Consider the following 24,350-nt stretch of genomic DNA (forward strand, 5'->3'; position numbering starts at 1 on the left):
AGACTCCCGAAGGGCGGGGCTTGGCATGGGTGCCGCAGCGCTTGTAACGCCAGACGTCTGCTTTGCTGCTACGGCACGCGCACCCTCTTTTCAGGCTGAGGCCGGGCAGGCCGATGTCTTATTCCCCACACGCCTGTTCCCATTGGACGGGTTCACTGCTACGTCCAGCATGCTCGATACCACGATCGACCTCATCAAGATGCTGACCGGGAAATTCAGCATCGATCGCAAACGCTTATACACGACGGGGCAGTCAGGCGGCTGCATGATGTCCATTGCGATGGACATCAAATACCCTGAACTCTTCGCTGCGTCCTTTCTCGTTGCCGGTCAGTGGGATCCAGCACTGGTGAAGCCGCTTGCCCGGCAGAAATTATGGATTCTGGTTTCGCAGGATGACGACAAGGCGTGGCCGGAACAAAATGCCATCACCGCCGCGCTGGAGAAACAGGGCGCGCAAGTGAGTCGCGCCGTGTGGGATGGGACGTGGACGCCAAAGGAATTCGAGGCAGCGTTCGAAAAAATCGACGCTGAAAACAATCCGATCAATTACGTCGCGTTCCAGAAAGGCACCGTCATCCCTGAAGGTCAGTCCGCAGCCGGAGCGAGTGGACACCGGAACACATGGCGCATCGCATACACGATAGAACCGATCCGCGCCTGGATTTTCAGGCAACGCCGTTGAGTAAGGCACCCTGACTTCACTGCTTGGCGCGAGTCGCCGCAGCCGCTGTACGCGCGGCGATCCGTCAACGATCTAGATACAGTGTCCACACGCTCCCTAGACGTTATGCGATCGCGGTTCCGCCCTACCGATAGGCATCGTTTCGTCCGTACGGTCAAACACCTTTTCCGGCTCGTCCGCTTCCTCTGGAGTCTCGTTATCCAACACCCGGCGCATTCTGGGTTGGTCCAGTTCGTTGGTCCACTTGGCGACCACCAATGTCGCCACAGCATTGCCGATGAAATTCGTCAACGCGCGCGCTTCGGACATGAAGCGGTCGATGCCAAGGATAAGCGCAAGACCTGCAACCGGTACATGTCCGACCGCAGACAGCGTTGCCGCAAGCACGATGAACCCGCTGCCTGTAACACCAGCAGCGCCTTTAGAGGTCAGCAGCAATACGGCTAGCAACGTAAGCTGATGCGTGAGATCCAGCGGGGTATTCGTCGCCTGGGCGATAAAGATGGCAGCCAGTGTGAGGTAGATCGACGTGCCATCGAGATTGAAAGAGTATCCGGTAGGAATGACTAGTCCAACCACCGATTTCTTCGCGCCAAGATTCTCCAGCTTCACCATGACGCGAGGCAGCGCTGCTTCCGATGAGGAGGTTCCAAGAACGATAAACAGTTCTTCCTTGAGGTACTTGATCAGCTTCCACACGCTGAAACCATGGAACCGGGCAATCAGTCCTAGCACGACGAAGATGAAGAAAAGGCAGGTCGCATAGAACGTGAGCATCAGCATCCCAAGGGAGACCATGCTGCCGATGCCATATTTGCCGATGGTAAAGGCCATCGCGCCAAACGCGCCGATCGGCGCCACTTTCATGATGATGCCGACGATGCGGAAGAACACGTGGGAGATCTTCTCGACAAAGTCGAATATCAGTGTGCCTCTACCGCCGAACCAGTGCAACGCGAAGCCGAACATGAGCGCGAACAACAGAACCTGAAGTATCTCGCCCTTGGCAAACGCGTCGACCACGGTCGAGGGGATGATGTTCATGAGAAATTCGGTCGTGCTCTCCAACTTTCGCCCGCTGGTGATCGTAGCCACTGCCTTCGCGTCCAGCGTTCTCGGGTCAACGTTCATGCCGGCGCCCGGCTGTACCACGTTGACGATCACCAATCCGACCACCAGCGCGATAGCGCTGACGATCTCAAAATAGAGCAACGCCAATCCCCCTGTCTTGCCCACCTTCTTCATGTCCTCCATGCCGGCGATGCCGACGACCACGGTGCAGAAGATGATGGGGGCGATGATCATCTTGATCAGTTTGATGAAGGCGTCGCCGAGGGGCTTCATCGCCTCACCAGTGTGCGGGGCGAAATATCCCAATAGCATACCGGCGACGATCGCGACGAGTACCTGAAAATAAAGTGATCTGTAAAGCGGTTTGTGCGAAGCCATTTGAGCCCCAGAACAATCACTTCAGTCGTCATTCAGAGCGTTGTTTGACACGCCAGCGTGACCCCTATGACGACGGGCAAGCATCCCGGCACCGAACTGTGGAGTGCAGTCGAGATACCTGTGCATGCTGCGCAGACCGCGAGAACGGCTGGCTTACCCGGCAACCTGCGACTAGATTCTTACTAAATCATCACGAAGGCTATGCTTCGCATCCGTCCAGGGCAACCGGGCAAACCCGAGCGTGCACTGCAGCAAACCGTTTGGTAACAAAAGCTGTCGTTGTGCTGGCGCTGACCCGACGCCACGAACCGGGCGTGAATGACCGTTGCATCCTGATTGCGTTTAAAAAGTCTTGTTTTGATACGTAGCCATGGGCTCGCGAGATGCGAACTTGCGCTGTCGCCGTTTCCGAACCTGTGGATCGTGGCGGAGTGACCGCTCCGTGGTGCATCACCCGGCGGCAGTCTTCATCTTTGTGCTTCCAGGCATGATCCGCTTCGCCATGCGTCTGGCTTCATCGCGCGCGGCTTCTTGAATGCCGCGGGCGATTTTGCGCATAGACGTATTCGGGCAGCGGCGAGCCTTCATCGAACAGCCGGCACAGTCGAAACTGGCTCGACCGGTAGATAACCGTGTCTGCCTTCGCGATGCGCGTGCATGATTTTTTGAACTGACGCCGGTCAATGCGTAACGCGCGTCCCGCAGGACAACGATATTCATTGGCCAGCTCGTCCCAATGAAACTCGTTACTGGAAAACGTGTTGTCCCATCAAGCATAGAAACGGCGTGGGTTTCAGCCCGATCGGGCCGGGCACCGGGCTCACTGGTAAACCACTATCGCGCGCAGATTGGTATGCCAGTAACAATCCATTGTCAGATGGGGCGGTGTTCGCGCATGCCCTTCGTTTCGCTTCGAGGGGCGCCTTTGAAGAGGCCATTCGGCCGATTCGGCGAGTCCGATCCAGTTCCGCTTTAGCATATCCGCAAGATTCCCTGCATCACGCACACCGTGTCGGCAATCCACGCGAGCCGTGTGCGCCGGCAATCGGTAAGTTCAATCCAACTAAACGGAGACAACATGCTTTCAGGAATCCAGGTCCTTCGAGCGGCGGCGACCGCGGCATTGGCGCTGTGCGCAAGTACAGCTTTCGCGCAAGCATCGATCGTTTCCGGCCCGCCCAGCGATCCCACGTGCATGGTTCCCTGGAAGAGCGACACGAAGTTCGTCAAGTATCCGAAGAAGAACGGGCCATACCGGATCGCGCTCGTGAATGGCTACATCGCGAACACCTGGCGCATCCAGATGATCAAGACGGCCAAGGCCTATACGGCTCAACCGGATGTCGCCGCCAAGCTCAAGGAATTTAAGGTCGTCTCGACCGGCGAGGACGTGCCGGCGCAGATTTCGGCCGTCAACAACTTCATCGATGCCGGCTATGACGCGATCATCGTCGACGCGCAGAATCCCGCCTCATTCGGACCCGCGATCCGCCGCGCGAAGAAGGCCGGCGTCGTGCTGATCGCGTTCGACAACACGCTCGACAGCGAAGACGCGATCAACGTCGACGTCGACCAGTACGGGCTCGGCGTGCTGTGGGCCAACTGGCTCGCGAGCCATCTGTCGAATGGAGGCAAGGTGCTCGAGGTCCGCGGGGTGGCGGGCACGTCGGTCGACACTGACCGGCACAATGGTTTCCAGAATACGTTGAACGCGACCGGCAAGAAGTGGAACGTTGTCCAGGTCTACGGCAAGTGGGACGATGGGGTCGCGCAGAAGGCCGTCGCCGACGCGGTTGCCGTGCAGGGCCATTTCGATGGTATTTCGGCGCAGGGCGGCGACACGGGTGTCGTGCGCGCGATGCTCGATGCGAAGCATCCTTTCGTGCCGTTCGGCGGCGAAACGGAAAACGGCTTTCGCAAGTTCTGCGCACAGTATGGGAGCCAAGGCCTGAAGTGCACATCAGCGGGCAGCGGTCCCGCGCAGGTGGCCGTGGCGATCAAGACGGCGCTCGCTGCGCTGGACGGCCAGACGATCCCGGTCGCGATCAAGCTGCCGCTCGACGTCACCGACGATGCGAAGCTAAAGGCGGGCGTCAACTATTTCCCTAACGAGTCCGACAACTTCTTCGTCGGCAACTCGTTTCCGACTTGCGGCATCAATTTCTCCGCGCAGGAAATCATGAAGCAGAGCCAGGGCAACCAGTGATCGGGTAATGGCCGGCGACGTGACGGGAGACGAAGCATGCGGCAGGTCGAGGAGCAGCCGTTCTTTCAGATGTCTGGCGTATCGAAAAGCTACGGCGGCGCCGTCGCGCTGGATCGCGCGGACCTCGCGGTGCGCAGGGGACGCATCCATGCGATCCTCGGCGAGAACGGCGCGGGCAAGTCCACGCTGCTGAAGGTGATGTCCGGCGTCGTGCACCCGGACGAGGGAACGATGCACCTCGATGGGCGTCAAGTCGTGTTCGCGTCACCCGCCGAGGCGAATGCGGCCGGCATCGTCTGCGTGTATCAGGAGCTGTCGCTGATCCCTGACTTGAGCGTGGCGGACAACATCTTCGCTTCGAACCCGCCGCGACGCTTCGGCATGATCGACCGCCGCGCCCAGCGCCGCCAAGCCGAGGCCGCGCTCGCCCGCGCGGGCGCGGCCGACATCAATCCGCTCGCGAAGGTCCGGGACCTGCCGCTGTCGCGCCAGCAGATGGTCGAGCTTGCAAAGGGGCTTGCGCACGAGCCGCGCATCCTGATCCTCGACGAGGCCACCTCGGCGCTGACCGCGGCCGACGTGGCGCGCGTCATCGAGGTGCTCAAGCGCCTGCGCGACGAGGGGCTCTCGCTGCTCTTCATCTCGCACCGGATGCACGAGGTGAAGGCGCTCGCGGACGAATGCACGGTCTACCGGAACGGTCGTCATGTGATGAGCTTCGAGGCGGGCACGCGCTCCGACAATGAGGTTATCGAAATGATGATCGGCCGGAAGTACCAGCATGCGTATCCGGACAAGCCCGACCGCCGCCGCGCCGCCGAACCGGTTCTCGCCTGCCGTGATCTCGCGTGGAACGACACGCTGCGGGGCGTCAGCTTTTCGTTGAAGCCCGGTGAAATCCTCGGGCTGGGCGGCCTCGACGGGCAAGGCCAGCGCGAACTGCTACTCGCGTTGTTCGGCGTGTTGCGCGGTTGCGCGGGCAAGATCGAGATCGACGGCAAGGCCGTGTCGATCGCGAGCCCCGTGGTCGCGCGCGCCAACGGAATCGGGATGGCGCTGATTCCGGAGGATCGCAAGACCGAAGGCCTGATGCTGCCGATGTCGGTGCGCGAGAACCTGTCGTTTGCCGCGCTCGATCGCATGTCCACCGCAGGCGTGATCGATCGCGACCGCCAGCAGTCGTTGGTCGACCGGATGATGGAGCTCCTCGCGATCAAGTCGTTCAGCGTCGACGCGGCCGTGGGCTCGCTGTCGGGCGGCAACCAGCAGAAGGTGGTGATCGCGAAGTGGCTGATCCGGCAGCCGAGAATCCTGCTCCTCAGCGACCCGACGCGCGGCATCGACGTCGGCACCAAGGAGGAGATCTATCAGCTGCTGAGGCGCCTCGCCGACGAAGGCGCCGCGATCGTTTTCTATTCGACCGACTATGACGAGCTGATCGGCTGCTGCGACCGCGTGCTCGTGCTATACGAAGGCAGGATCAAGAAGGAACTTGTCGGGTCGGAGATCACCGAGCAAAACCTGATAGCAAGTGCACTGGACCTGCCCGTCGGACAGATTTCGCCTTCCACGGGAATCGCGCTATGAGCGGGCTGCGTTACTGGTATGCGGAAAATCGCGGGGCGACGTTCGCGTTCGGCCTGTTCGTGCTGATGTTCGCGATCTACCTTTTCAACTATCCGTCGACGTTGTCGGCAAACGTGTTTCAGACGGCGGCGAACAAGGCGGTACTGCTCGCGCTGGTGTCGATGGGCCAGGCGCTCGTCGTTCTGACGGCGGGCATCGACCTGTCGATCGGCATGACGCTCGTGCTGACGAATTGCATTGGATCCTGGATCGTCACGGGTGACGCGCTGCACAGCGCGCTCGGCATCGCCGGTGTGCTCGCGGCCGGCGCGCTGTGCGGCGCGCTCAACGGCGTAATCATCATTTACGGCCGTCTGCAGCCGATCGTGACGACGATCGCGACGGGCGCCGTATTTTACGGACTGGCGCTGCTGCTGCGCCCGGTTCCCGGCGGATCGATCAACGAAGACCTCGCCGACGCACTGACCGGCAAGGTCGCCGGCGTGGTGCCCGCGAGTCTGCTGATTCTGCTCGCAGCCGTGGTGATCATCTGGATTCCTTTCAAACGTTCGGCGATCGGGCGCGCTGCGTACGCGACCGGCTCGTCCGAATCCGCAGCCTTCCTGTCCGGCATGCCGATCCTGCGCGCCAAGTTCGCGAGCTATACGCTGGCCGGCCTGCTCGCCGCGATCGGCGGCCTCTTTCTGACGTTCTTCACGGACACTGGAGAGGCGAGCCTCGGCAGCGCCAACTCCTATACGCTGTTTTCGATCGCCGCCGTCGTGATCGGCGGCGTGTCGCTGCTCGGCGGCAAGGGCAGCGCGATCGGCGCGATCTTCGGCGCATTCGCATTCCGCTCTATCGGCGACCTGCTGTTCGTGTTCAACGTCGATGCGCTGTGGCAGCCGCTGTTCCAGGGTGTGATTCTGCTGCTCGCTGTCTCGATCGGCGCGTGCGGGCTGTTCAGGGTGCGCAACCGTCTGGAATGGTTCCAATGAGCGGCGTTTCCGCAACCGGCCGGACCACGTTCGTGTCGAGGCTCACGCGCAAAATCGACCGGCCGATCGTTATCGCGTTCGCGTGCATCGTCGCGCTGCTGCTCGTCGGCGGGATGTTTTCCCGGAGCTTCATGTCGCCGGAGTACATCCTGCTGCAGCTGAAGGTCGGTGCCTTCCTTGGCATCATCGCGACCGGCCTGATGATGGTGATACTGCTCGGCCACATCGACCTGTCGCTGCCGTGGACGATCACGGTCGGCGCGATGATGGCGTGCGCCGTCGCGGGGCACGGCGAACTTGGGGCCATCCTCGCGATTCCAGTCGGGATCGGTTGCGGCGTGCTGATCGGCATCGTCAACGGCATCCTCGTCGCGCTCCTGCGCATTCCGTCGATGATCGCGACGCTCGCGACCAATGCGGTCGCGCAGGGCATCATGATCGTCTACACGGGGGGATCGTCGCCACAGGATTCCGCGCCACATGTGATGCGATGGCTCGCGGCGGGCTGGCTCGTACCGGGCGTGCCGAATGCCGTCGCGCTGTGGGTGCTGATCGGCGGCGCCACGATGTTCCTGCTGTCGCGCACGACCTTCGGCCGCACGCTGTACGCGATCGGCAACACTGAGCGCGCGGCATATCTCTCCGGCATCGATACGCGGCTCGTCACAGTGGCCGCGTTCGCCGTGTGCAGCGCGTTCGCGGCGTTCGGCGGCGTACTGCTCGCGGGTTATGCGTCGAAGGCGGCGCAGTCGATGGGCGATGCTTACCTGTTGCCGGCGATCGCGGCGGTCGTGCTCGGCGGCACGTCGATTCTGGGCGGCCGGGGTTCGTACCTCGGCACCGTGGCTGGCGCGATCCTCATCACGCTGCTGCAGTCGATCCTCTCGGTCGCACAGATGCCGGAGGCGGGGCGCCAGATCATCTACGGCGTGGTGATCGCGGCGATGCTGCTGCTGTATGGGCGCAGCAAGCGGGAGGTGTAGGTTTCGAGGTTGACCAGCCGATTTGAAAACGGTTGGAGCGGCGGCGTTGGATGACCGCAACTGGCCGCCGGTCGCTGCCTGGTGCGAGGGGCAGGTCAGGCAAGTGATTCGAAGTGCGGCGAGCGCCCGCACACGGTAGAGTCGAGGAGTGGCGCGGTAGCAGTAGGTTCGGCTTGTCTGTTGCCGCCTCTTTCGTCTGGCGGTGCCCTAATAGCCTAGCCCTAACCCCGTTTCCACACCCCGCTCATCGAACCCAGCGTGCAGATCTCCCGCGACAAATGAGTTCGATCACATTTAGTGCGATATGTGGTGCTCGCTCAAATGTGGTCTTGCTGGGACGGGACGAGGTTCGTCAGCGGTGTATGTCCTATCGAAGGCCACATAAATTAGCGCCGGAGTAGCGTCGGAGATCCGAAGGATAACTCGGAGATCCAATCATGTTCGGTACGTTATTTCATTACCCTCGTGTACTGGCTCGTCATCGCAATGGTCCATCGGCCGATGATCGAGAACGCTATCTGTCCCACTGCGCACAAGGTGGCGCAGCCCGTTCAACGCTGTTGGGCCTTGCACCTGAGCTCCTTGCTATTTCGCGGCGTATCGCGCTCGACAACGGGCGATTGATTCCGTCTGCGGAGGTCGAGACGGCAGCCGATCGCTGGGTTCGTTACCAGCGACGACATCAACGAATCCTGACGGGAAGGTTCTCGCGCGAACGGTTTATTCAGACCGCTACGGCCTGGCTTCGCTTCCTGGGACGACTGCAGGAGCAACAACCTGCAACGCCGCCATTCGCCGATCTGGTTCAACGGTTCGACAGCTACTTGCGCGAGGAGCGCGGTCTGTCGTCACACACGATCCACAATCGATGCTGGCACGCTCAAGCGTTTCTGTGCTGGCTCAGCGAGCAAGGAAGCAACATCGGCGAGATGCGACTCGAACAGGTCGACGCTTTTTTTGCGCTAAGACGATTGCAAGGCTGGTCCCGGGTATCGTTGGCTAGCCTTGCCGGCGCGCTGCGAAGTTTCTTCCGCTACGCCGGTGAGCAAACGTGGTGCTCGAAGAACCTGGCCGGCGGTATCGAAGGACCTCGTCTGTTCAGCCACGAGACGCTTCCAGCCGGGCCCAGGTGGGAAGACGTGCAGCGACTCATTCACAGCACCGATACGGACAATCCACACGATATCCGGGATCGCGCCATTCTGTTGCTCCTGGCGGTCTACGGGTTGAGAAGGGGTGAAGTCGTTGCCCTGACGCTGGACGATGTGGACTGGGAACATGACCTCCTTCACATCAACCGTCCAAAGCAGCGGAGCAAACAGGACTACCCGCTTACGGCCGAGGTAGGTGAAGCAATTCTTCGGTATCTCGAACAGGTGCGGCCTCACATTGCATTGCGCTCACTGTTTCTCACTATAAGGGCCCCGTTCCGCCCACTCGCGTCCACGAGTCTGCACTACCTGGTCAGCCGACGATTGCGGGTTCTGAACATCAGTTGCCGTCGTGGCGGGCCACATTCACTTCGACACGCTTGCGCGACCCGCCTGGTGGCTGAGGGATTCTCACTCAAGGAAATCGGTGACCACCTGGGTCACCGCAGCACCTATGCAACGCGCACCTACGCCAAGGTCGATCTGGCTGGCCTGAGGCAGGTTGCGGACTTTGCCCTGGGAGACTTGCTATGAAACTGACTGAAGCGGTCGCCGCGTACGTGGCCTACAAACTGTCACTGGGGATGCGCTTTGCTACTGAGGCACGTACCTTGAAGTCCTTTTATCGAACGCTCGGCGACATCGACATGCGCGACGTCGACGCCGATCGTGTCCATGCGTTTCTTGGCGGCAATGGTCCCATTACGGCTTTCTGGCATCGCAAGCTCAGCGCGCTGCGCGGCTTCTACCGCTTTGCCATTGCTCGCGGCTACACCACCAGTTCGCCATTGCCCTTAACGGTACCAGAGGAACCCCGAACCTTCGTGCCGTACATCTATTCGCGAGACGAGATGAAGCGTCTACTGGCGGCGACGGCGGATCGTGAGCGCTGCAATCTGTCGTCGCTAACCTGCCGGACGCTCCTGCTGCTCCTCTATGGCACCGGCCTTCGCATCGGCGAGGCTGTCGGTCTGAATCTGGCGGATGTGGATCTGGACTCTGGGATCCTGTGCATCCGTGAATCCAAGTTCTACAGGACACGGCTGGTGCCGACCGGACCAGATCTGACATCGGTGCTGGTTCAGTATGCCGCCGAACGCAACAAATGGCCGCCGTTCAACCCCGACGCTGCCTTCCTGTTGACGAATCGCGGACAGCGCCTGTCCAGAGCCGGCGCCGAGTATGCCTTCAAACAATCGCGTGAACGCGCACAGGTACGTCGTGACGATGGTGCGCGGTATCAGCCACGGCTTCATGACATTCGGCACACGTATTCGGTTACCCGGTTAGTCACCTGGTATAGCGAAGGTGCCGATGTACAACGCCTGCTGCCTCAGCTGGCAACCTATCTTGGTCACGTGCATATTGGCGCCACCCAGCACTACCTGACTATGACGCCAGAGTTGCTTCGGCAGGCGAGCTTACGGTTCGAGCGCTACGCCCGGGGAGGCGACGATCATGCGTGACACAACGCTTCTTGGACCTTGGGTCCGCCGCTTCCTGCTCGAGCACCTGATCAGCGAGCGGAACCTCGCTCGCAACACCCAGCAGAGCTACCGCGACACGCTGTGCCAACTGATCCCTTTCGTTTCGGGTCGGGTCCACAAACCGGTCGACCGGCTGGCGATGACAGATGTGTCGGCCGAGATCGTCCGGGACTTCCTGTTAGACATCGAAGTCTCTCGCGGCTGCAGCGTCGCGACGCGGAATCAGCGCCTGGCTGCTATCCATGCTATGGCTCGCTTCGTTGGCGAGCACAGCCCGGAACATATCCAATGGTGTACCCAGCTACGCTGCATCCCCTACAAGAGGACTACAAGAGCGGTGGTGCCCTATCTCGACAAGCCTGAAATGGATGCGCTGCTCGCCTGTCCTGATCGACGCACAGTTCAAGGTCGCCGTGACTACGCCCTGTTGCTGTTTCTCTACAATGCGGGTGCGCGGGCGGACGAGGCGGCCCACCTGACCATCGGCAACGTCGATGCGATCTCCAGCAGCGTGAGCATTCTCGGCAAGGGTCGAAAACGGCGCCAGTGTCCGCTATGGCCCGACACCGTGCAAGAGTTGTGCAACCTCGCCGGCCAACGTCCACCGCAGGAACGGGTATTCCTCAATCGCTGTGGACAACCCCTGACGCGTTTCGGCATTCACGCGGTGGTAGAGCGTTACGCTGTCAAGGCGCGAGCCAATATGCCCTCGCTTGCATCCAAGCGCGTGAGCCCGCACAGCATTAGACATTCAACGGCGACCCACCTGCTTCGATCCGGCGTCGATATCAACACCGTACGGGCGTGGCTTGGTCATGTCTCCGTCGATACGACCAACGTTTACGCCGAAATTGATCTGGAGATGAAGGCCAACGCCCTGGCGCGGCTTACTATCCCCAGCGATCGAAAGGCGAACAGGCGGTGGACCAAGGATCCCGCGCTGATGGCATTTCTGCGGTCCTTGTAGGAGGTTTTTTATGTGGCGTTCAGCCGGCGGGATCCCGTAAGGATCGCGGCTCGGGCGCCGCAAGACCACATTTGAGCGAGCACCACATATCGCACTGGGCTCTCGGACAAGACCTCACGCCTTCACACACGCCAGGCTACGCCCCCACGTGCGCTCAGACGTACGAGACCGAAGTACCCGTAGAGATGCGGGGATGGATAAGTCCCGCCCCTGCGACGTCTGAGCTTGTACTTGTTGCGTAGCCACCGGCGCAACCGCGTCGCGGTGTAGCTGTCGATTGCTCGGTATGCCCGGCTGACGCTTCCTACCTCGAAGTAATTCGCCCAGCCGCGCAACGTGCGGTTCAACTTGCCCACCAACTCCGTGGTCTCTTGCCATACCGTCCTGAGGGCGGTCATTGCATGAATCTTTTCGACCATGCGCCGGATACTCTTCTTCGACGGCTTCATGCCCATACGGGCCTGACCAGTCGTTGCGGAGTACATTCGCCCAAACGTAAAACCCAGGAAGTCGAACTCACCTTCTGGCACCTTGCAGATTCGTGTCTTCTCCTCGTTGACCGTCAGCTTCAGCTTGCTCATTATCTCGCGCAGTTTCCGCAACGCCTCTTCGGCCTTGCCTCGCTTGCACAGGATCACGAGATCGTCTGCGTAGGTCACTATTCGACTGCCAAGACTGCGCTGAAGCCCGAGCTTCTTCCACGCCAGCACGAACCGGCGCATGTAAATATTCGCCAGCAGTGGTGAGATGGGGGAGCCCTGTGGAATCCCGCGCCGACTGTCTCGAGCCTCCGTCGTCCGTTTCTGCCGGCCTCGGTCATCGGTTTCTTCAACGGGGCATTCCAGCCACATCCTTATCAGATGCAGCACGCGCCGATCGACGATGCGTCGCGCGAGCGACAGCATCAGTTCGGCGTGGGGAATACTTCCGAAGTAGTCCGCGAGGTCGGCGTCAACCACATCCGTTTGCCCTCGATGCAGCCGCTCCTCCACCTCGATTACCGCTTGCTGGGCGTTACGGCCCGGGCGGTAAGCGTACTGCTCCGGTGGAAGGTCCGCTTCGAAGATCGGTTCGAGCACCAGCATCGCTGCCGTCATGCACACCCGATCCCGCAAGGTCGAGATACCCAATGGCCTCAGCTTGCCGTTGGCCTTCGGGATAAACACTCTTCTGATAGGGTCCGGTCGGTAAGTCTCCTGCCTGAGCGCAAGCGCCAGTTCGCCGAGCCACTTCTGCACCCCGTACGCTTCGACCTCCGCGAAGTCCTGTCGATCGACACCCGGTGCGCCCTTGTTCGAACGACACTGTGCGTACGCATGCGCCAGCACATCCTCGCGATAAATCTTGTCGTACAGCGCGTAGAAGCGATACCCGGCTTCTGCCTTCGCTTTCGCGTGTAACGCCATCTGCAGCTTCTGAACACGAATCGGAGTTAATAGGTTGCCCAATCTCCACGTCCTCACTACGTATTGCGTCTGTCTTGAACTGAGGCCCCTTCCCTCCACCGGCATTACCCGGCTTCACCAGTACTACGGGCCTCTCCGTCATCCCAAGGCGCCCGGCCTGACCCTCGCGGGCGTCCGGTTGGTCATCCCTGACCACGCCGAGGGACTTCCCGTGTTGCGTACGCTTTCCTTGTGTACATGCTGTCGCCACTACCCCGGCGCAGCGACTGGGCGTCCAGCCTGCTCATTCACCCAGTCGTATCAGCCTTCCCCGATAGGGTTGCCGGGTCGGCCTGCGCATCGTCCTTTTCGAGGTTTGCTCGGCGTTCACTCGCATTACGGCCTGCACACTCGCGCTGTCACCTATTCGTGACACGCATTACCAGAGGCTTCAGCCACTTCGTTACCTCCATGACTGCTCCAGTTGCTTCCGGCTGGAGCGATTGCCGGGCGGGGCTTGCACCCGCTGGAAAGCGCCGCCTTTTCACGGCGCACACCCAACTCAGACGTTCCTGTCCTCGCAATCAACGCTCGCGCCGTCGAAGGACTGCCTTCACGAGACGGTGAAGCGCGCGAAGTGACTGGCCGCGATCAATACACCTTGAAGCTTTCAGTGCGAGCCATCAATGCCAGTCCGATAATGGCAATACCCCCGAAGAGCGCTGGCAGCAGGAAGACATTGGGAAGGTCCAACAAAGCGACCCCGAAACCGCCCGTGACGCCTCCTAACGCCGAGGCGAGAGCCGTCGAGCTCATGAAGATTGCAGACGCCGTCGCTACTGCGTTGGGAAGCAGGCGTTGAGCAACGATGATGCCCAGAACCATAAATATGCCCCAAACACCGCCCATGAGGATCTGTCCAGCGAACATTCCCGCTGCGGACGACCACAGCGCAAAGCAAAGATTCGCAAATACCCCCATCGCGGCCGCGATACACATCAACCACACGTTGCCAAGCTTGCGGCCCAGCCCGATGCTGAACGGCATGATGAGTAACTCGATGAATGGCTGTATCCCGATGACCGCTCCCCGTACGGCCGGACTTAGCTTGAGCTGTTCTTCCATGTAGATCAGCAGGTATCCGTACTTCACCGGTTCTCCGGCGTAGACCAGGACGAAGAGTCCTGTGAAGGTCAGCAGTGGAAGCATGGCACGTAGGCTGGAGTGACGCGCGGGCTCACTCGCCGACTCCGGCCTGAGCTTGACGGTTGGGTTCAGGGTTCCCAGAGGTGCGATCTGTAGAAGCATGCAGAGGGCGGTCATCCAGAGCATGGGGCGCAGGCCATAGGCAGCCGCCACCCACGCTCCCAAGACAGGCCCGACGATCCATCCGCCGGTAAGCGCCATGCGGATGATGGCAACTACACTTTCATTTGCGTCGTCGGGCCTTTCGCTGAGTTCATCGTGGACAGCCGCAAAAATTTGCGAGGCGGTAGCGCCGGAAACGGCCAGCAAAGCGACGGCGATGATGAAGGGCATCCAGACCGAAGTAGAGAGGGCCAGCCCCGCCCAGCCCAGAAAGCCCGCCACAGCACACATGCGAAAAAGACCGAGGCGATTGCCTGTGTGATCGGAGTAGCGGCCGACAAAATACCCCGCGACTGGAGCTGCAAGGCTGGTCAAGTAATAGAATCCCGCCAACGGCAGCGAGGCGCCGAGTTCCTTCACCAGGAACAGAACGATCTGTGGTGCAGCCGCTGACGTGCCGAGACCCGACAGAAACATTGCAATCGTTGCGCCGAGAAAAAACCTCGTAGCCGCAACTTGACGCAATGCAGATTTACTACCAGTTCGGTCAGGCATCGCGACAGATTGACTACCGCTTTGGTCAGACATCGTGAAATGAACCCCTTGGTTATGTTCCTGAACTGGTTCGGCAGCGACGGTCGATTCGGTGAGCACGCTGGAGATTATCGCAACCACCTCTCGATTGCTATGGTCAGGTCGAACTGGTCACTTAGAAACCAAGGGCCCCGGCTTCAAATTGGAAACGCTTGAGCTGTGTGATTCGCAGACATCGTTTCAACTAAAATGAAACGATAGACCGTGAGATTGCGACTCGATTACGGTGGGTGTCGATGTATCACGAGACCAGCAACGCCGGTCTCGTATGCGCGCAGTGTGGCGTCTCAAGACCGACGCTTCGTCGATGGACCGGCGAATCGAGGAGTGGCAGTTCGACTACAACGGGCGCCGCCCGCACGGAGACACCCGTTGACCGAATCGCAGAAGTGGGCGAAATCACGCCTCTTACCGAGCAGGTCGAAAGTGCCTACGACAAGCGGAAGGAGCGAATTCGGCACCGCGACTGGCGAGTCGACAAGACCCTTGCCGAACATCATCGGCGTGTGCTTGAGCTCGCCAAGAAAACGACGATCAAGAAACTGAAACGACGTCTGTGAATCGCACGCCTCATGACGCTCGATGTGCGAGCGGACCTGCATGCTCGCCAGTCTGCGCGCTGCCGGTCGGGCAACCTCGCCCGGAAAGAGGACGATGCAATCGAGGAGCTCCAGATCCCGCGGGCGCTCCGGCGCCCCGTGCGTCGCCAGGTACTCGGGCGATGCACAAAGCACGCGTCGATTTGGCGCGAGGCGCCGCGCGACAAGCGAACCGAGTCCCGAGCAATCAACGCTAACCACCCGTTGCTGCCGGTCGAGCCGTCGGAGTTCCAAGGGCGCCTATCAGAGAGCGGAACGGTCATTCCGGACCGTCGATCGAGGACAAGTCATCTTGAAGTTTATTCAACGCCTGCCCGCATGCTCAGTCACGCGCTTGCGAGCCCGTATGAAACGCGTCAGCCTCGCGCACGCAAAACCGGCTTCCCCAGAAGCTACTGCGCTGCCCTGAGCTTGAGATTCAATCTCGCTGCAAGCACACGTCAGTTGTCGCGTGCCGTCGGAGAAGGTCTATCAAAATCTGGGACCCTGGCGCACCTGTTGAAAAAATCTCGAATGGTCACCACACGATTCGCGTTTTTGGAAGCGCCGCTTTGAGATCGTCGACGTTCCTGGCCTGGGTGCCATACAGAACGAGCTCTCGCAGGCCAGTGAGCCCTTTCAGCGCGTCGACGTCCTCGACAGGGCTGTTCGCAAGGTAGAGTTCCTGCAAACCGGTCAAACCTCGCAGTGGATCGATGTTTCGAACCCTGGTGCGAAAGAGATTGAGCATTCGCAGGCTTTTCAGGTTTGTCAGCGGCTCGACGTTCTCGACCCGGGTGTCGGCGAGATTGAGCCTTTGCAGACGGGTGAGCCCCTTCAATGCATCAATGTTCGTCACTTGCGTGCGAGCGAGCACCAGCGTGTCCAGTTGGAGCATTCCCTGCGCCGCGTCGATATCATCGACCTTTGAGCCGTCCAGCACGAGCGTCCTGAGCGAGGACATTCCTTTTAGTGCGTCGATGTCTCGCAGCGGCGTGTTCGCTAGATAGAGCGCTTGCAAACCGCGGAGCTTTTTCAACTCACTGATGCTGTCGACCTGGGTTTCGTTGAGGTCGAGCGTCTGCAAGGAGGCGAGCTGGCTGAGCGCGTCGACGTTCCGGACGTTCCTCGCGCCCCCGAGTTTGAGCGTTTCCAGATGAGGCAAATCTTCGAGCGGATCGAGATCGCGAACCTGTGTGTCCCGCAGGTCGAGTTCTCGCAGATCGCGCAGGTTCTTGAGCGCGTTGAGATTCGAGACGCGGGTATCCCAGAGGTTCAGCGATTGCAGACCGGTCAACCCTTTCAGCGCGGCGATGTTTTCGACTTCGGTGCGATGGAGCACGAGCCTCTTCAGCGAGTGCATTTCCTTCAGGGCGTCGATGTTCCAGACGGGCGTGTCCGTTAGGTCAAGCGATACCAGATCGTCCAGTCCCTTCAGCGAATCGAGGTTATCGATCTGGGTGCCTCTCAGATTCAGTTCGATCTTGCGGTCGGAATTCTTTAGATGTGGCAAAGCGGCAGCGACCTGAGATGCCGTCATTGTCGGTTTCGCCCGCAACGCCAGGCATTCCGAGTCGGGCGTGGCTGTCGACGCGCCGCTGTCGTTGCAGGTGCCTTTGATGAATCCCAGTTCGCTCAGCGCCCGTTCATCCGGGCTCTTGTGGAACGGGTTGAAGATCAGCAGCAAAATGCCGAGCAACAGCACGATTGCGCCGCCGACGGCCCACGGCTTGATGATTCGCGGCCAGGACGGGTTCGGACCTTCAGCGGTTGAGTTCGTGGTTGACGGCGGGGTTTCGGGCACGGCGGGCTCCCGTAATACAGGCTTCCTCCTTTATACACGAAGAGCGGGCGCATTCCGCCCAGGCAACGTCGCTCTTCGCGCTACGCGTGAGAGCCAGCGACACGTTCTGCCAGCTTGGTGTCGTAGCTCGAATGAATGTGCACGCGCTTCTTGTCCGGGAACGCGTAGTTGTAGGCTTTGCGAAGGGCGAGCTAAGCCTCGTGAAATCCGGAGAGGATCAGCCTCTGCCTTGCACCTGCCACTTCCGCCAAACGCCCACTCAACGTGATAAGGAGCGGGCTATCCGAACAAGCACCACCTGTCGCCGTGACCCCATTCGGTGAGGTCGGCGAGGATCGCGTAAGTGAAAATCAGGCGCGTTATCGCCGCGTCGCGGCCGTTCGCGAACCGTCTGTAATCGGTGTAGTCGTTTGCCCTGCAAATCTGTTCGCCATGCTCGGGCGTGAGCCGCTCGGCGTCGTCAATCGTGATGCCCATTACTCCATTCCTTCATGATTCGCGCGTTGTATGCCGCTAATCGCGGCCCGCGCGCGGTAATACGTTTTGACGCTATGCACGAAACCGGCGGCAGCTAGCACGGCGAAAAACACGTATGCCAATTGCAGGACGTCGGCGACAAACGGCGTCAGGCCCGGTTGCGGGCCGCGCATCATTTCCGAGCCCTGATAAAAGAAGACGCCTATCACGGGCATCGCGAGCATGCCGAAAAACGACTCGCGCTGCGTGCGTTGAAGCCGTCCGGCCTCAGTTGGCGGTGTCAGAATTTCCATGTCCGTCCCCTCTGCGTTGCATGAAATTCGGCGAAGTCCTCGGCTATTTTCTGCATCTCGGCCTCAGCTATCGCCGCCGCCAGTTTCGGCCGGTCGTTGGTGCGCCACTCGCGCGAGTGCCGCGCCATCATGCGCACGCAACGAGTGCCCGTGAACAGGCCGAGCGTGAGCGCCCCGCACTGCAACGCGAGGTTGATCGTGTCCCCTTCGCGCGCGTCGAGGTACGCCCACACGGCACACCATACCGGCGTAAAGATGTTCAACCCGGCCATAAGCCAGAATGAACGGTCGAAATAGCCCGGCGGAAAGTAGCGCGACACGCTCGGACGGCGCACGCGCTTTTCATGACTGTTTTCGGCAATGGCAAATGACTCTTCAGAGTCGACTACGGCTGACCGCAGAGGGCAGTAGTCGGGCCAGTTGCGGTCATACGTCCGCGCGTCTTTGAAGACATGTGAGCGTCGCTTACTGCTCGAACACCGGTCGCTCGCGTGTCTCTTGTGCGTCGGATGACGTTCGCAGTCGTTAGACCAATCAGAACAGCCGGCCTGCGCGAATGCCCGCTTCTACAGCACGGACGGACGACCCGGTAATTCTCTGGATATCGCTCGCCTATTCCTGCTCGTCAGGTCCACCACTGCCGTCATTTGTCTGATGAAAGCCGTGATGAGTCGTTTATCATGGCTGGCTTACGTTGATTGAAGGATCCGTCAGTAAGTATGATGAATACTCGAAAGATTTTGATGATTATTGGAGGGCTCCTGCTCGTAGCAGCAGGGACCACATACCTGATGCTCCTTCAGGCGGACCGCCGCGCAATGGCAGAAGTCACGGCGGCCGCCATCGATGAATCCGCACGCCCTCCCGTCGTCGATTCGCGCGTGGGCGATCACGTGACGGAAGGCAGCATCAGCCAGTCGGAGACATCCGGCACAATCACGAAAAGCACTGCTATCGCGCAGCAGCCGGTGGTTCCCGCTCCGGCTCCCGCTCCCGCCCTGGCAGTAGCACCTGCGCCTATGGCGGCCGCGCCCGCATCCAGTCCGGCCGCCGCACAAGTCACCGGGCAACCGAAACCGGAGGCACAACCGAAGCAGGCGCCATCGACGGCAGTCGCGTCGGTGAACGTGCAGGACTCGGGTGCGCCGAAGGTGGTTCCGGCGCAGCGCGCCCAGCGTGGACGAAACGGTCTGGACCGTCGCGCGATAACGACTCAAGGCTCGACACCGGAAACGGACGAACTGGTCAGGGAATCGGCGAAGCTCGATCCATCGTTGCCTCCGCCGGATATGTCGGCCGCTCGCGCCGCCATGGACCAACGTAGCTCGAAGCCAGGCACGGGCTCGAACCCGGTCGCGGCCGCGATGACGGATCAGCTCGTCAGGGATTCGGCCAAGCTCGATCCTTCGCTGCCGCCGCCCAAGTAACCGAATTCTCCGGGAGCACGTGCGGCTGCACGAACGCTCCCGGCACTTGAGCACCGCGCTGTAGTGCTTGGCGCAAACACTTTTCATTTAGAGGTATCGCGCGTCCTTATTGCTATAGACAGCAACAACACACGGGGCATCCGCGAATCGAATTGCTTATAAAAAACCCATCACGTCACATGATTTCATGGTTGGTCAACTCGAAGCGGACGCGTTCGAACAGCCAGTTGATCGAAGGCGAACACAATGTCGGCGAACTCGAAACTGCGGTCGGGCTTCATCAGCCGAGTCTTTCGCAACATCTCGGCGTGCTGCGCGAAGAGGGTCTGGTTAGCGCCCGGCGCGAGGGCAAGTACATGTACTACAGCCTCGCGAGCGCCGAAGTTCCAAGCATCATGAAGACCTTGTCGAGCCTCTATTGCGGTCCAGTCAAAGGACAGACGAAATGAGCGTCGACCTCGTGCACTTCACACCGGTCGCGGCGCTGACCGGCGGGCTGTTGATCGGCTTCGCCGCAGTGTTGCTGGTGCTCGGAAACGGTCGGATTGCCGGCATCAGCGGGATCCTTGGGGGCCTGCTCAATGCTGCGCCCGCCGATCGCGCATGGCGCGCCGCGTTCGTGCTCGGACTGCTCGCCTCGCCTTGGCTGTTCAAGCTTTTCACGCCGTTGCCCATGGCCACCATCGCGTCGTCTTTCCCCGTTCTAGTTGCGGCAGGTCTGCTGGTCGGCCTCGGTACCCGCTATGCGTCCGGCTGCACCAGTGGTCACGGCGTCTGCGGCCTCTCACGAGGCTCCGTCCGTTCGCTTGCCGCCACGGTGACGTTCATGGCGATCGGCTTTGGCACCGTTTTCGTTACTCGCCATCTGCTGGGGGGTTGACATGTTAATTCTCAACGCGCTGCTGGCCGGGTTGATATTCGGAACGGGACTGATTATCTCCGGCATGGCCAATCCGGCAAAAGTGCTCGGCTTTCTCAATCTCGCCGGCAACTGGGATCCTTCGCTTGCATTCGTGATGGCAGGTGCGATCGCGATCGGCGCACCCGGTTTTTCCATTGCGCGGCGGCTCAAGCGTAGCGTGCTCGATGCGCCTATGCAATTGCCGACGGCAACGCGCATCGACCGTCGTCTGCTTGTGGGCAGTGCCTTGTTCGGCGCGGGCTGGGGCTTGGCGGGATTCTGTCCGGGACCGGCGCTCGTGAGCACCGGTTCCGGGGAGCCGAAGGCAGTGCTGTTCGTCGTCGCCATGCTCGTTGGCATGGCGATTTTCTCTCTGCTTGAACGGCGCTCTGCCCATCGCGGTTGAGCTCGCGGCGAACGCGAGCGATTCGCTATTGCGTCGCATCGCCCCGGAGAAAACCAGGCGGCCCCGCGACATCCCCTTGCCTTAGCATCTTCAATCGCCCTTATATGGTGCGCTCGCTCACGCCCGCGCTGTGGAGCCTGGCACTGCGGATCCCAGGAAATTCGTCCGGACACTCTCGCACCTCCGGATGCATCCGGATGATCAGCGAGTGACTGCCATCCCCAGGAAGCCCTATAGTCACTGCGCAGAGATGCAAAACGCCAAAAGGCCCGCCGTGACCTCGTCGATGATCTTCTTCATTTCCGGATACGGCGGATGAAATGGCGTCGGATTTTGCGGACTGCCCCACTCGATCGTGTACGAAAACACCTTCGCGTTTTTCGCGTCGACCAGATGACGACTGAACGCATAGTCATCCGACGTGCCGGCCGTCGGATAAAGGCTCATCGCCTGCTCTGTCTTGTAGACCCGGCCACGCGATGCCTTGATCGCGTCACGCATCTCGTTTGCCAGTTTGACTGCGATCTTTTTATCTTCGGCCGCGATGTACTCACGGTATGCCTTGTCGCCAGCAAGACCGCGCTTGCCGTCATATGCGGAATTCTGAAAATTCATCGCTGGGTCGACGCTTTGGTCGACATCGTCACCCCAGTTGTACAGAATATCTTCCGAGTAGCTATGCAGGTCGACAAAATAACGAATGTGCGGAAAGTTGTCGAACATCCACACGGCGTTCTTTGTCTCCGGCTCGGAGATTGCGGCGGGCCCAATGTAGACATCGTGATCGCAAGGATCGGTAGAGTTTGCAATCGGCGACTTCGGGTCGAAGTACTTTGGAAAGGCCCAGAGAAAATCGTAATTCCGGTTGATGTCCACACCCACGCATTGGGATTGCGTATGTCCCGCCGGTGCAGGCCGACGATTCTTGCGCCACATCGGTTCGCTCAACATGCTGTAGTTGCGCCCGTCAGGATTGGCCTGCGGAAAGACGTAAATGTCCTTCGTCTCCACCACGGATTTGATCTGCGCGGCGGTAAAGGTCCTGCTGCCAATCGTGATATCCGTATTTGTACGGTATGCGTTGGCAAGCAGTTGCACGAAGTTGATCAGAATGTCGGGGCTGCCCCACTCGCGCGCGTGAACGCCGCCAAGAAAATAGATGCCGACGCGGCCTGCTTCGCTGCCTTTGCCAATCTTCAGCGCGTGACAAACTCGCTTCTCCCAGGTCTCGTTCGGCAGCCTGATCAATGTCGTAAACGCGTCATTGTGAGCCTCTGATTCGGCAGCGAGAGCCGCTTCAACGTGCGCCACATCGAGGTATCCGGTGCCAGCGGTGACCGATAGCGCTTCACGCATCAATGCGCCGCCTGCGCTTTTGCGCGTCTCCTTCTGTCGCGCCATCCCCCCGATTTCCACGTCCTCGAGACGTTCAACCTTGTAGCCCGCAGCTTCAAGCGCACGAATTTGTTCGTCGGTAGCATGTGCGTCGACGCGGTAGCCTTCTGCGACTTTCTCGACCGTATGCCGGGCGACCGTAACTCTATGCTTTGTCACGAGGTCGGCCATCGCCGCGTAGTCGCTTCCGATGATTCTGGCGTGATAGTTCGACACTTTCATTCTCCCGGGCAGTTCTGTGGCATTGCAATCTTAAAGACGGTACAGCGACTGACATTTCAAATCCACGAGTCATCGTCGCACCCGTCCTTTGATGGTCTGGCCTTCGCGTACCACGACGGCGACAAGGTCGGTCGTCCCGTCGGGCGGACGCGCGATGGTGTAGGTATGGCTCGACCGGCCTCCCCATGCGTTATGGTCGGTGGTCGCCGTGAGGACGCGATTGGGATCGGATCAGTCGTAGCGCAGGCGTTCCCAGACGAACACCGCGAGGCCGGCGAGCTGCAGCCGCTTGCGCGGCCAGTGCGCGGCCGCCTCGGCCATGACTGGCGACAGCAGCGCGTAGCTCAGCGCGTAGAGCGTGACCATTTGCCCGGCCAGCGCGACGGGAACGCCGGAGCGAGGCGGATATCTGAGGCAGCCCACCGGCAGCAACGAAGCTGGCGGTGGGCTGCGAACATTCCGCTGGCGACGCGCGACTGCTGGCTATTGCCTGTGCTGAGTGGACGCTTGTGCCTTGGAGGGGCGTTGTCAGGTTGTGGGCCGGTCGCCTAAGATGGCGTGATGAAGAAAGCAAAATCGCTTTACCACGGTCATCGGTTCCCGGCGACGGTCATCAGCCAAGCCGTTCGCTGGTATTTCCGCTTTCAGTTGAGCTTGCGCGACATTGTGGAGCTGTTCTTCGAGCGCGGTGTGACCGTGACGTACGAGACGATCCGATGCTGGTGCGACAAGTTTGGTGAAGGCTTTGCTCACCGGGTAAAAGCGGCGCAACGCAAGCCGGGTAGCACGTGGCACCTCGACGAGATGTTCGTCACGCTGCGTGATGAACCGTACCTGCTGTGGCGTGCGTTCGACAAGCATGACGCCGAACTCGACATCCTGCTACAAAAGCGGCGCGACAAAGCCGCAGCCAAACGCTTCTTCAAGAGCGTGATGCGTTTATGCCCGACGCCTGGCAAGATCGTCACCGATCTGCTGCGCAGCCATCGGGCGGCAAAGGCGGAAATTCCGGAACTTGCGAGCGTGAAGCATGTGTTCGTCGAGGCGGCGGCCCGGCTGAACAACCGGGCTGAGAACAGCCACCAACCAACGCGTGAACGTGAGCGTCGCATCCCCCAAGGGGACTTCGTGCGCGTGTCTGCAAGGCCGCACACGTCTCTTTTGGCGAAGCCCCGCACGCGGCAGCACCACAAGCAGTGGCGCCGTCAAGGGGCATTCGCTGGGTATGGGCGGCGCATGCGTGCGCCGCGTCCGCAGGAGTCACCGGACGGGCGCTGGCCCACCTGGGTTTTCAAAGGGACACGCATTCAGCGTGATCGTTCAGCAGCACGATCACGCCCCGCCATTGCTATTACTATTGCCGATGCACTGAGAGGAAGTGATTGATCTGCTCAAGAGCCGCACGATCAATCGAGGGATTCCGCGACGCTTCCCGCATCACACCAACGAGTACAGCCTTAGCAGCTGCGTCTTTTTCGCCATTGATCATCCGATTCAACATCCAAACTGTATGTACAGTCGGCTGACGATCTATCGATTTAATCAACTCCTCCTCGTAGCCCCACCGGTAAAACCTCTCGACGAAGTGCACAAGTGGTCCGTGCAAACCGAAGTCCCAATCCGGATGACTCTCCATAAAGCGGGGAATCGGCTCAATCATTTCCACACCTGTGGACGAAGACGATAGCGCATCAACCAGCGCCTCTGTCCGCTCAATGATGTTATCCGAAGACGACATTGCTGCCAGCTGGATAACGAGACCAGTCCTGTTCATTTAGTGAATCCCCAAGTCCTTGCGTGTTCAATCGCCCACGCCTCAAATCTGTCTATCGTCGCCTTTGGTGCTACCCGCCAAGTCATTGAGTATCTGAGCGTTGGCCCGAATGTTTGCCACAGGCGTTTGTGATCCCGCATCGAAGGCGCGTTGGGCCGTTGTCACCTGCTGATGCACCTCTCTCGGCAACGCAATCACCGGATTGGCACGAGCCACGGCAGTCTCGATGCGTGAAGCAGACAGCCTGTTCTGCGGCTACTCCTTCCACGCTATCTGTCCGATCGATCCAGAGGA

General features: G+C 60.2%; 22 protein-coding genes and 6 pseudogenes. 15 read left to right on the plus strand and 13 right to left on the minus strand.

Features of this window, described 5'->3' with window-relative positions; genetic code table 11:
• Positions 1–25: 25 nt before the first annotated feature.
• Positions 26–685, plus strand: a complete 660-nt coding sequence (locus tag FVF58_RS15765) for a carboxylesterase family protein (protein ID WP_223191151.1) — start codon at positions 26–28, stop codon at positions 683–685.
• Between the two features lie 96 nt (positions 686–781).
• Here the strand turns inward: FVF58_RS15765 and FVF58_RS15770 are convergent, their stop codons facing one another.
• Complete coding sequence (locus FVF58_RS15770; RefSeq protein ID WP_149670822.1) at positions 782–2,134, minus strand: dicarboxylate/amino acid:cation symporter; 1,353 nt, start codon at positions 2,132–2,134, stop codon at positions 782–784.
• A 450-nt stretch (positions 2,135–2,584) separates the two neighbouring features.
• Positions 2,585–2,900: pseudogene (locus FVF58_RS15775) on the minus strand (hypothetical protein); the annotation flags it as partial.
• A 312-nt stretch (positions 2,901–3,212) separates the two neighbouring features.
• Between FVF58_RS15775 and FVF58_RS15780 the strand changes: the two are divergent.
• The 7 genes from FVF58_RS15780 (at position 3,213) to FVF58_RS15815 (ending at position 11,492) form a co-directional block, all read left to right on the plus strand.
• Positions 3,213–4,340 carry a sugar ABC transporter substrate-binding protein gene (locus FVF58_RS15780; protein WP_149670823.1) on the plus strand — a complete coding sequence of 376 codons (1,128 nt, stop codon included), beginning with the start codon at positions 3,213–3,215 and terminating at the stop codon, positions 4,338–4,340.
• 36 nt (positions 4,341–4,376) lie between these two features.
• Positions 4,377–5,927 (plus strand): sugar ABC transporter ATP-binding protein, encoded by a 1,551-nt coding sequence (locus FVF58_RS15785; RefSeq protein WP_149670824.1) that lies wholly within the window; start codon positions 4,377–4,379, stop codon positions 5,925–5,927.
• Positions 5,924–6,904 carry an ABC transporter permease gene (locus tag FVF58_RS15790; protein ID WP_149670825.1) on the plus strand — a complete coding sequence of 327 codons (981 nt, stop codon included), beginning with the start codon at positions 5,924–5,926 and terminating at the stop codon, positions 6,902–6,904. The genes FVF58_RS15785 and FVF58_RS15790 overlap by 4 nt, the downstream gene beginning before the upstream one ends.
• The gene (locus FVF58_RS15795; RefSeq protein WP_149670826.1) at positions 6,901–7,887 is read left to right on the plus strand and encodes an ABC transporter permease; all 987 of its coding nucleotides are present in this window, start codon (positions 6,901–6,903) and stop codon (positions 7,885–7,887) included. Before FVF58_RS15790 ends, FVF58_RS15795 begins: the two co-directional genes overlap by 4 nt.
• A 437-nt stretch (positions 7,888–8,324) precedes the next feature.
• The gene (locus tag FVF58_RS15805; RefSeq protein ID WP_246217071.1) at positions 8,325–9,572 is read left to right on the plus strand and encodes a tyrosine-type recombinase/integrase; all 1,248 of its coding nucleotides are present in this window, start codon (positions 8,325–8,327) and stop codon (positions 9,570–9,572) included.
• Positions 9,569–10,504, plus strand: coding sequence for a tyrosine-type recombinase/integrase (locus FVF58_RS15810; RefSeq protein ID WP_149670828.1), 936 nt, complete (start codon positions 9,569–9,571; stop codon positions 10,502–10,504). The genes FVF58_RS15805 and FVF58_RS15810 overlap by 4 nt, the downstream gene beginning before the upstream one ends.
• Positions 10,497–11,492: a tyrosine-type recombinase/integrase gene (locus FVF58_RS15815; RefSeq protein WP_149670829.1), complete on the plus strand. Its 996-nt coding sequence runs from the start codon at positions 10,497–10,499 to the stop codon at positions 11,490–11,492. Before FVF58_RS15810 ends, FVF58_RS15815 begins: the two co-directional genes overlap by 8 nt.
• 122 nt (positions 11,493–11,614) lie before the next feature.
• Here FVF58_RS15815 and ltrA read toward each other — a convergent pair whose 3' ends face one another.
• Complete coding sequence (ltrA, locus tag FVF58_RS15820; protein WP_149670830.1) at positions 11,615–13,003, minus strand: group II intron reverse transcriptase/maturase; 1,389 nt, start codon at positions 13,001–13,003, stop codon at positions 11,615–11,617.
• A 525-nt stretch (positions 13,004–13,528) separates the two neighbouring features.
• Entirely contained in the window at positions 13,529–14,839 is a 1,311-nt protein-coding gene (locus tag FVF58_RS15830; protein ID WP_223191152.1) for an MFS transporter, read from the minus strand.
• A 137-nt stretch (positions 14,840–14,976) separates the two neighbouring features.
• Between FVF58_RS15830 and FVF58_RS52710 the strand changes: the two are divergent.
• Together FVF58_RS52710 and FVF58_RS15835 are read left to right on the plus strand one after the other, a co-directional pair.
• Positions 14,977–15,090: pseudogene (locus FVF58_RS52710) on the plus strand (IS481 family transposase); the annotation flags it as partial.
• Positions 15,084–15,339 (plus strand): annotated as a pseudogene (locus FVF58_RS15835) (hypothetical protein); the annotation flags it as partial. The pseudogenes FVF58_RS52710 and FVF58_RS15835, both read left to right, overlap by 7 nt.
• Positions 15,340–15,426: 87 nt before the next feature.
• Here FVF58_RS15835 and FVF58_RS52715 read toward each other — a convergent pair.
• From FVF58_RS52715 to FVF58_RS15865, 6 genes and pseudogenes are all read right to left on the minus strand, one after another.
• Positions 15,427–15,549: pseudogene (locus FVF58_RS52715) on the minus strand (LysR family transcriptional regulator); the annotation flags it as partial.
• A gap of 346 nt (positions 15,550–15,895) precedes the next feature.
• Positions 15,896–17,062: a leucine-rich repeat domain-containing protein gene (locus tag FVF58_RS15845; RefSeq protein ID WP_246217073.1), complete on the minus strand. Its 1,167-nt coding sequence runs from the start codon at positions 17,060–17,062 to the stop codon at positions 15,896–15,898.
• A gap of 179 nt (positions 17,063–17,241) precedes the next feature.
• Positions 17,242–17,391 (minus strand): annotated as a pseudogene (locus FVF58_RS54725) (NAD(P)/FAD-dependent oxidoreductase); the annotation flags it as partial.
• Positions 17,392–17,440: 49 nt separating this feature from the next.
• Positions 17,441–17,638 (minus strand): hypothetical protein, encoded by a 198-nt coding sequence (locus FVF58_RS15855; protein WP_149670832.1) that lies wholly within the window; start codon positions 17,636–17,638, stop codon positions 17,441–17,443.
• A complete protein-coding gene (locus FVF58_RS15860) occupies positions 17,638–17,931 on the minus strand; it encodes a hypothetical protein (RefSeq protein WP_149670833.1) in 294 nt (97 codons plus the stop codon). The genes FVF58_RS15855 and FVF58_RS15860 overlap by 1 nt, the downstream gene beginning before the upstream one ends.
• Positions 17,919–18,266 carry a hypothetical protein gene (locus FVF58_RS15865; protein ID WP_149670834.1) on the minus strand — a complete coding sequence of 116 codons (348 nt, stop codon included), beginning with the start codon at positions 18,264–18,266 and terminating at the stop codon, positions 17,919–17,921. The genes FVF58_RS15860 and FVF58_RS15865 overlap by 13 nt, the downstream gene beginning before the upstream one ends.
• A 363-nt stretch (positions 18,267–18,629) precedes the next feature.
• Here FVF58_RS15865 and FVF58_RS51430 point away from each other — a divergent pair, with 363 nt between their 5' ends.
• From FVF58_RS51430 to FVF58_RS15885, 4 genes are all read left to right on the plus strand, one after another.
• Complete coding sequence (locus FVF58_RS51430) at positions 18,630–19,358, plus strand: hypothetical protein (RefSeq protein ID WP_246217074.1); 729 nt, start codon at positions 18,630–18,632, stop codon at positions 19,356–19,358.
• Positions 19,359–19,537: 179 nt separating this feature from the next.
• The gene (locus FVF58_RS15875; RefSeq protein WP_149670836.1) at positions 19,538–19,807 is read left to right on the plus strand and encodes an ArsR/SmtB family transcription factor; all 270 of its coding nucleotides are present in this window, start codon (positions 19,538–19,540) and stop codon (positions 19,805–19,807) included.
• Positions 19,804–20,238: a YeeE/YedE family protein gene (locus FVF58_RS15880; RefSeq protein ID WP_149670837.1), complete on the plus strand. Its 435-nt coding sequence runs from the start codon at positions 19,804–19,806 to the stop codon at positions 20,236–20,238. Before FVF58_RS15875 ends, FVF58_RS15880 begins: the two co-directional genes overlap by 4 nt.
• Before the next feature lies 1 nt (position 20,239).
• Positions 20,240–20,665, plus strand: coding sequence for a YeeE/YedE family protein (locus FVF58_RS15885; protein ID WP_149670937.1), 426 nt, complete (start codon positions 20,240–20,242; stop codon positions 20,663–20,665).
• 237 nt (positions 20,666–20,902) lie between these two features.
• Here the strand turns inward: FVF58_RS15885 and FVF58_RS15890 are convergent, their stop codons facing one another.
• Together FVF58_RS15890 and FVF58_RS54185 are read right to left on the minus strand one after the other, a co-directional pair.
• On the minus strand, positions 20,903–22,231 hold the full coding sequence (locus FVF58_RS15890) for a M14 family metallopeptidase (protein WP_246217075.1): 1,329 nt from the start codon (positions 22,229–22,231) through the stop codon (positions 20,903–20,905).
• Between the two features lie 282 nt (positions 22,232–22,513).
• The gene (locus FVF58_RS54185; RefSeq protein ID WP_281291213.1) at positions 22,514–22,648 is read right to left on the minus strand and encodes a hypothetical protein; all 135 of its coding nucleotides are present in this window, start codon (positions 22,646–22,648) and stop codon (positions 22,514–22,516) included.
• A gap of 195 nt (positions 22,649–22,843) precedes the next feature.
• Between FVF58_RS54185 and FVF58_RS15900 the strand changes: the two are divergent.
• Positions 22,844–23,395: pseudogene (locus tag FVF58_RS15900) on the plus strand (IS6 family transposase); the annotation flags it as partial.
• 241 nt (positions 23,396–23,636) lie between these two features.
• On the opposite strand, the gene FVF58_RS15905 reads toward FVF58_RS15900, so the two are convergent.
• Entirely contained in the window at positions 23,637–24,056 is a 420-nt protein-coding gene (locus FVF58_RS15905; RefSeq protein ID WP_149670839.1) for a hypothetical protein, read from the minus strand.
• Between the last annotated feature and the right edge of the window lie 294 nt (positions 24,057–24,350).

Source organism: Paraburkholderia panacisoli (assembly GCF_008369935.1).
Taxonomy (GTDB): Bacteria; Pseudomonadota; Gammaproteobacteria; order Burkholderiales; family Burkholderiaceae; genus Paraburkholderia; species Paraburkholderia panacisoli.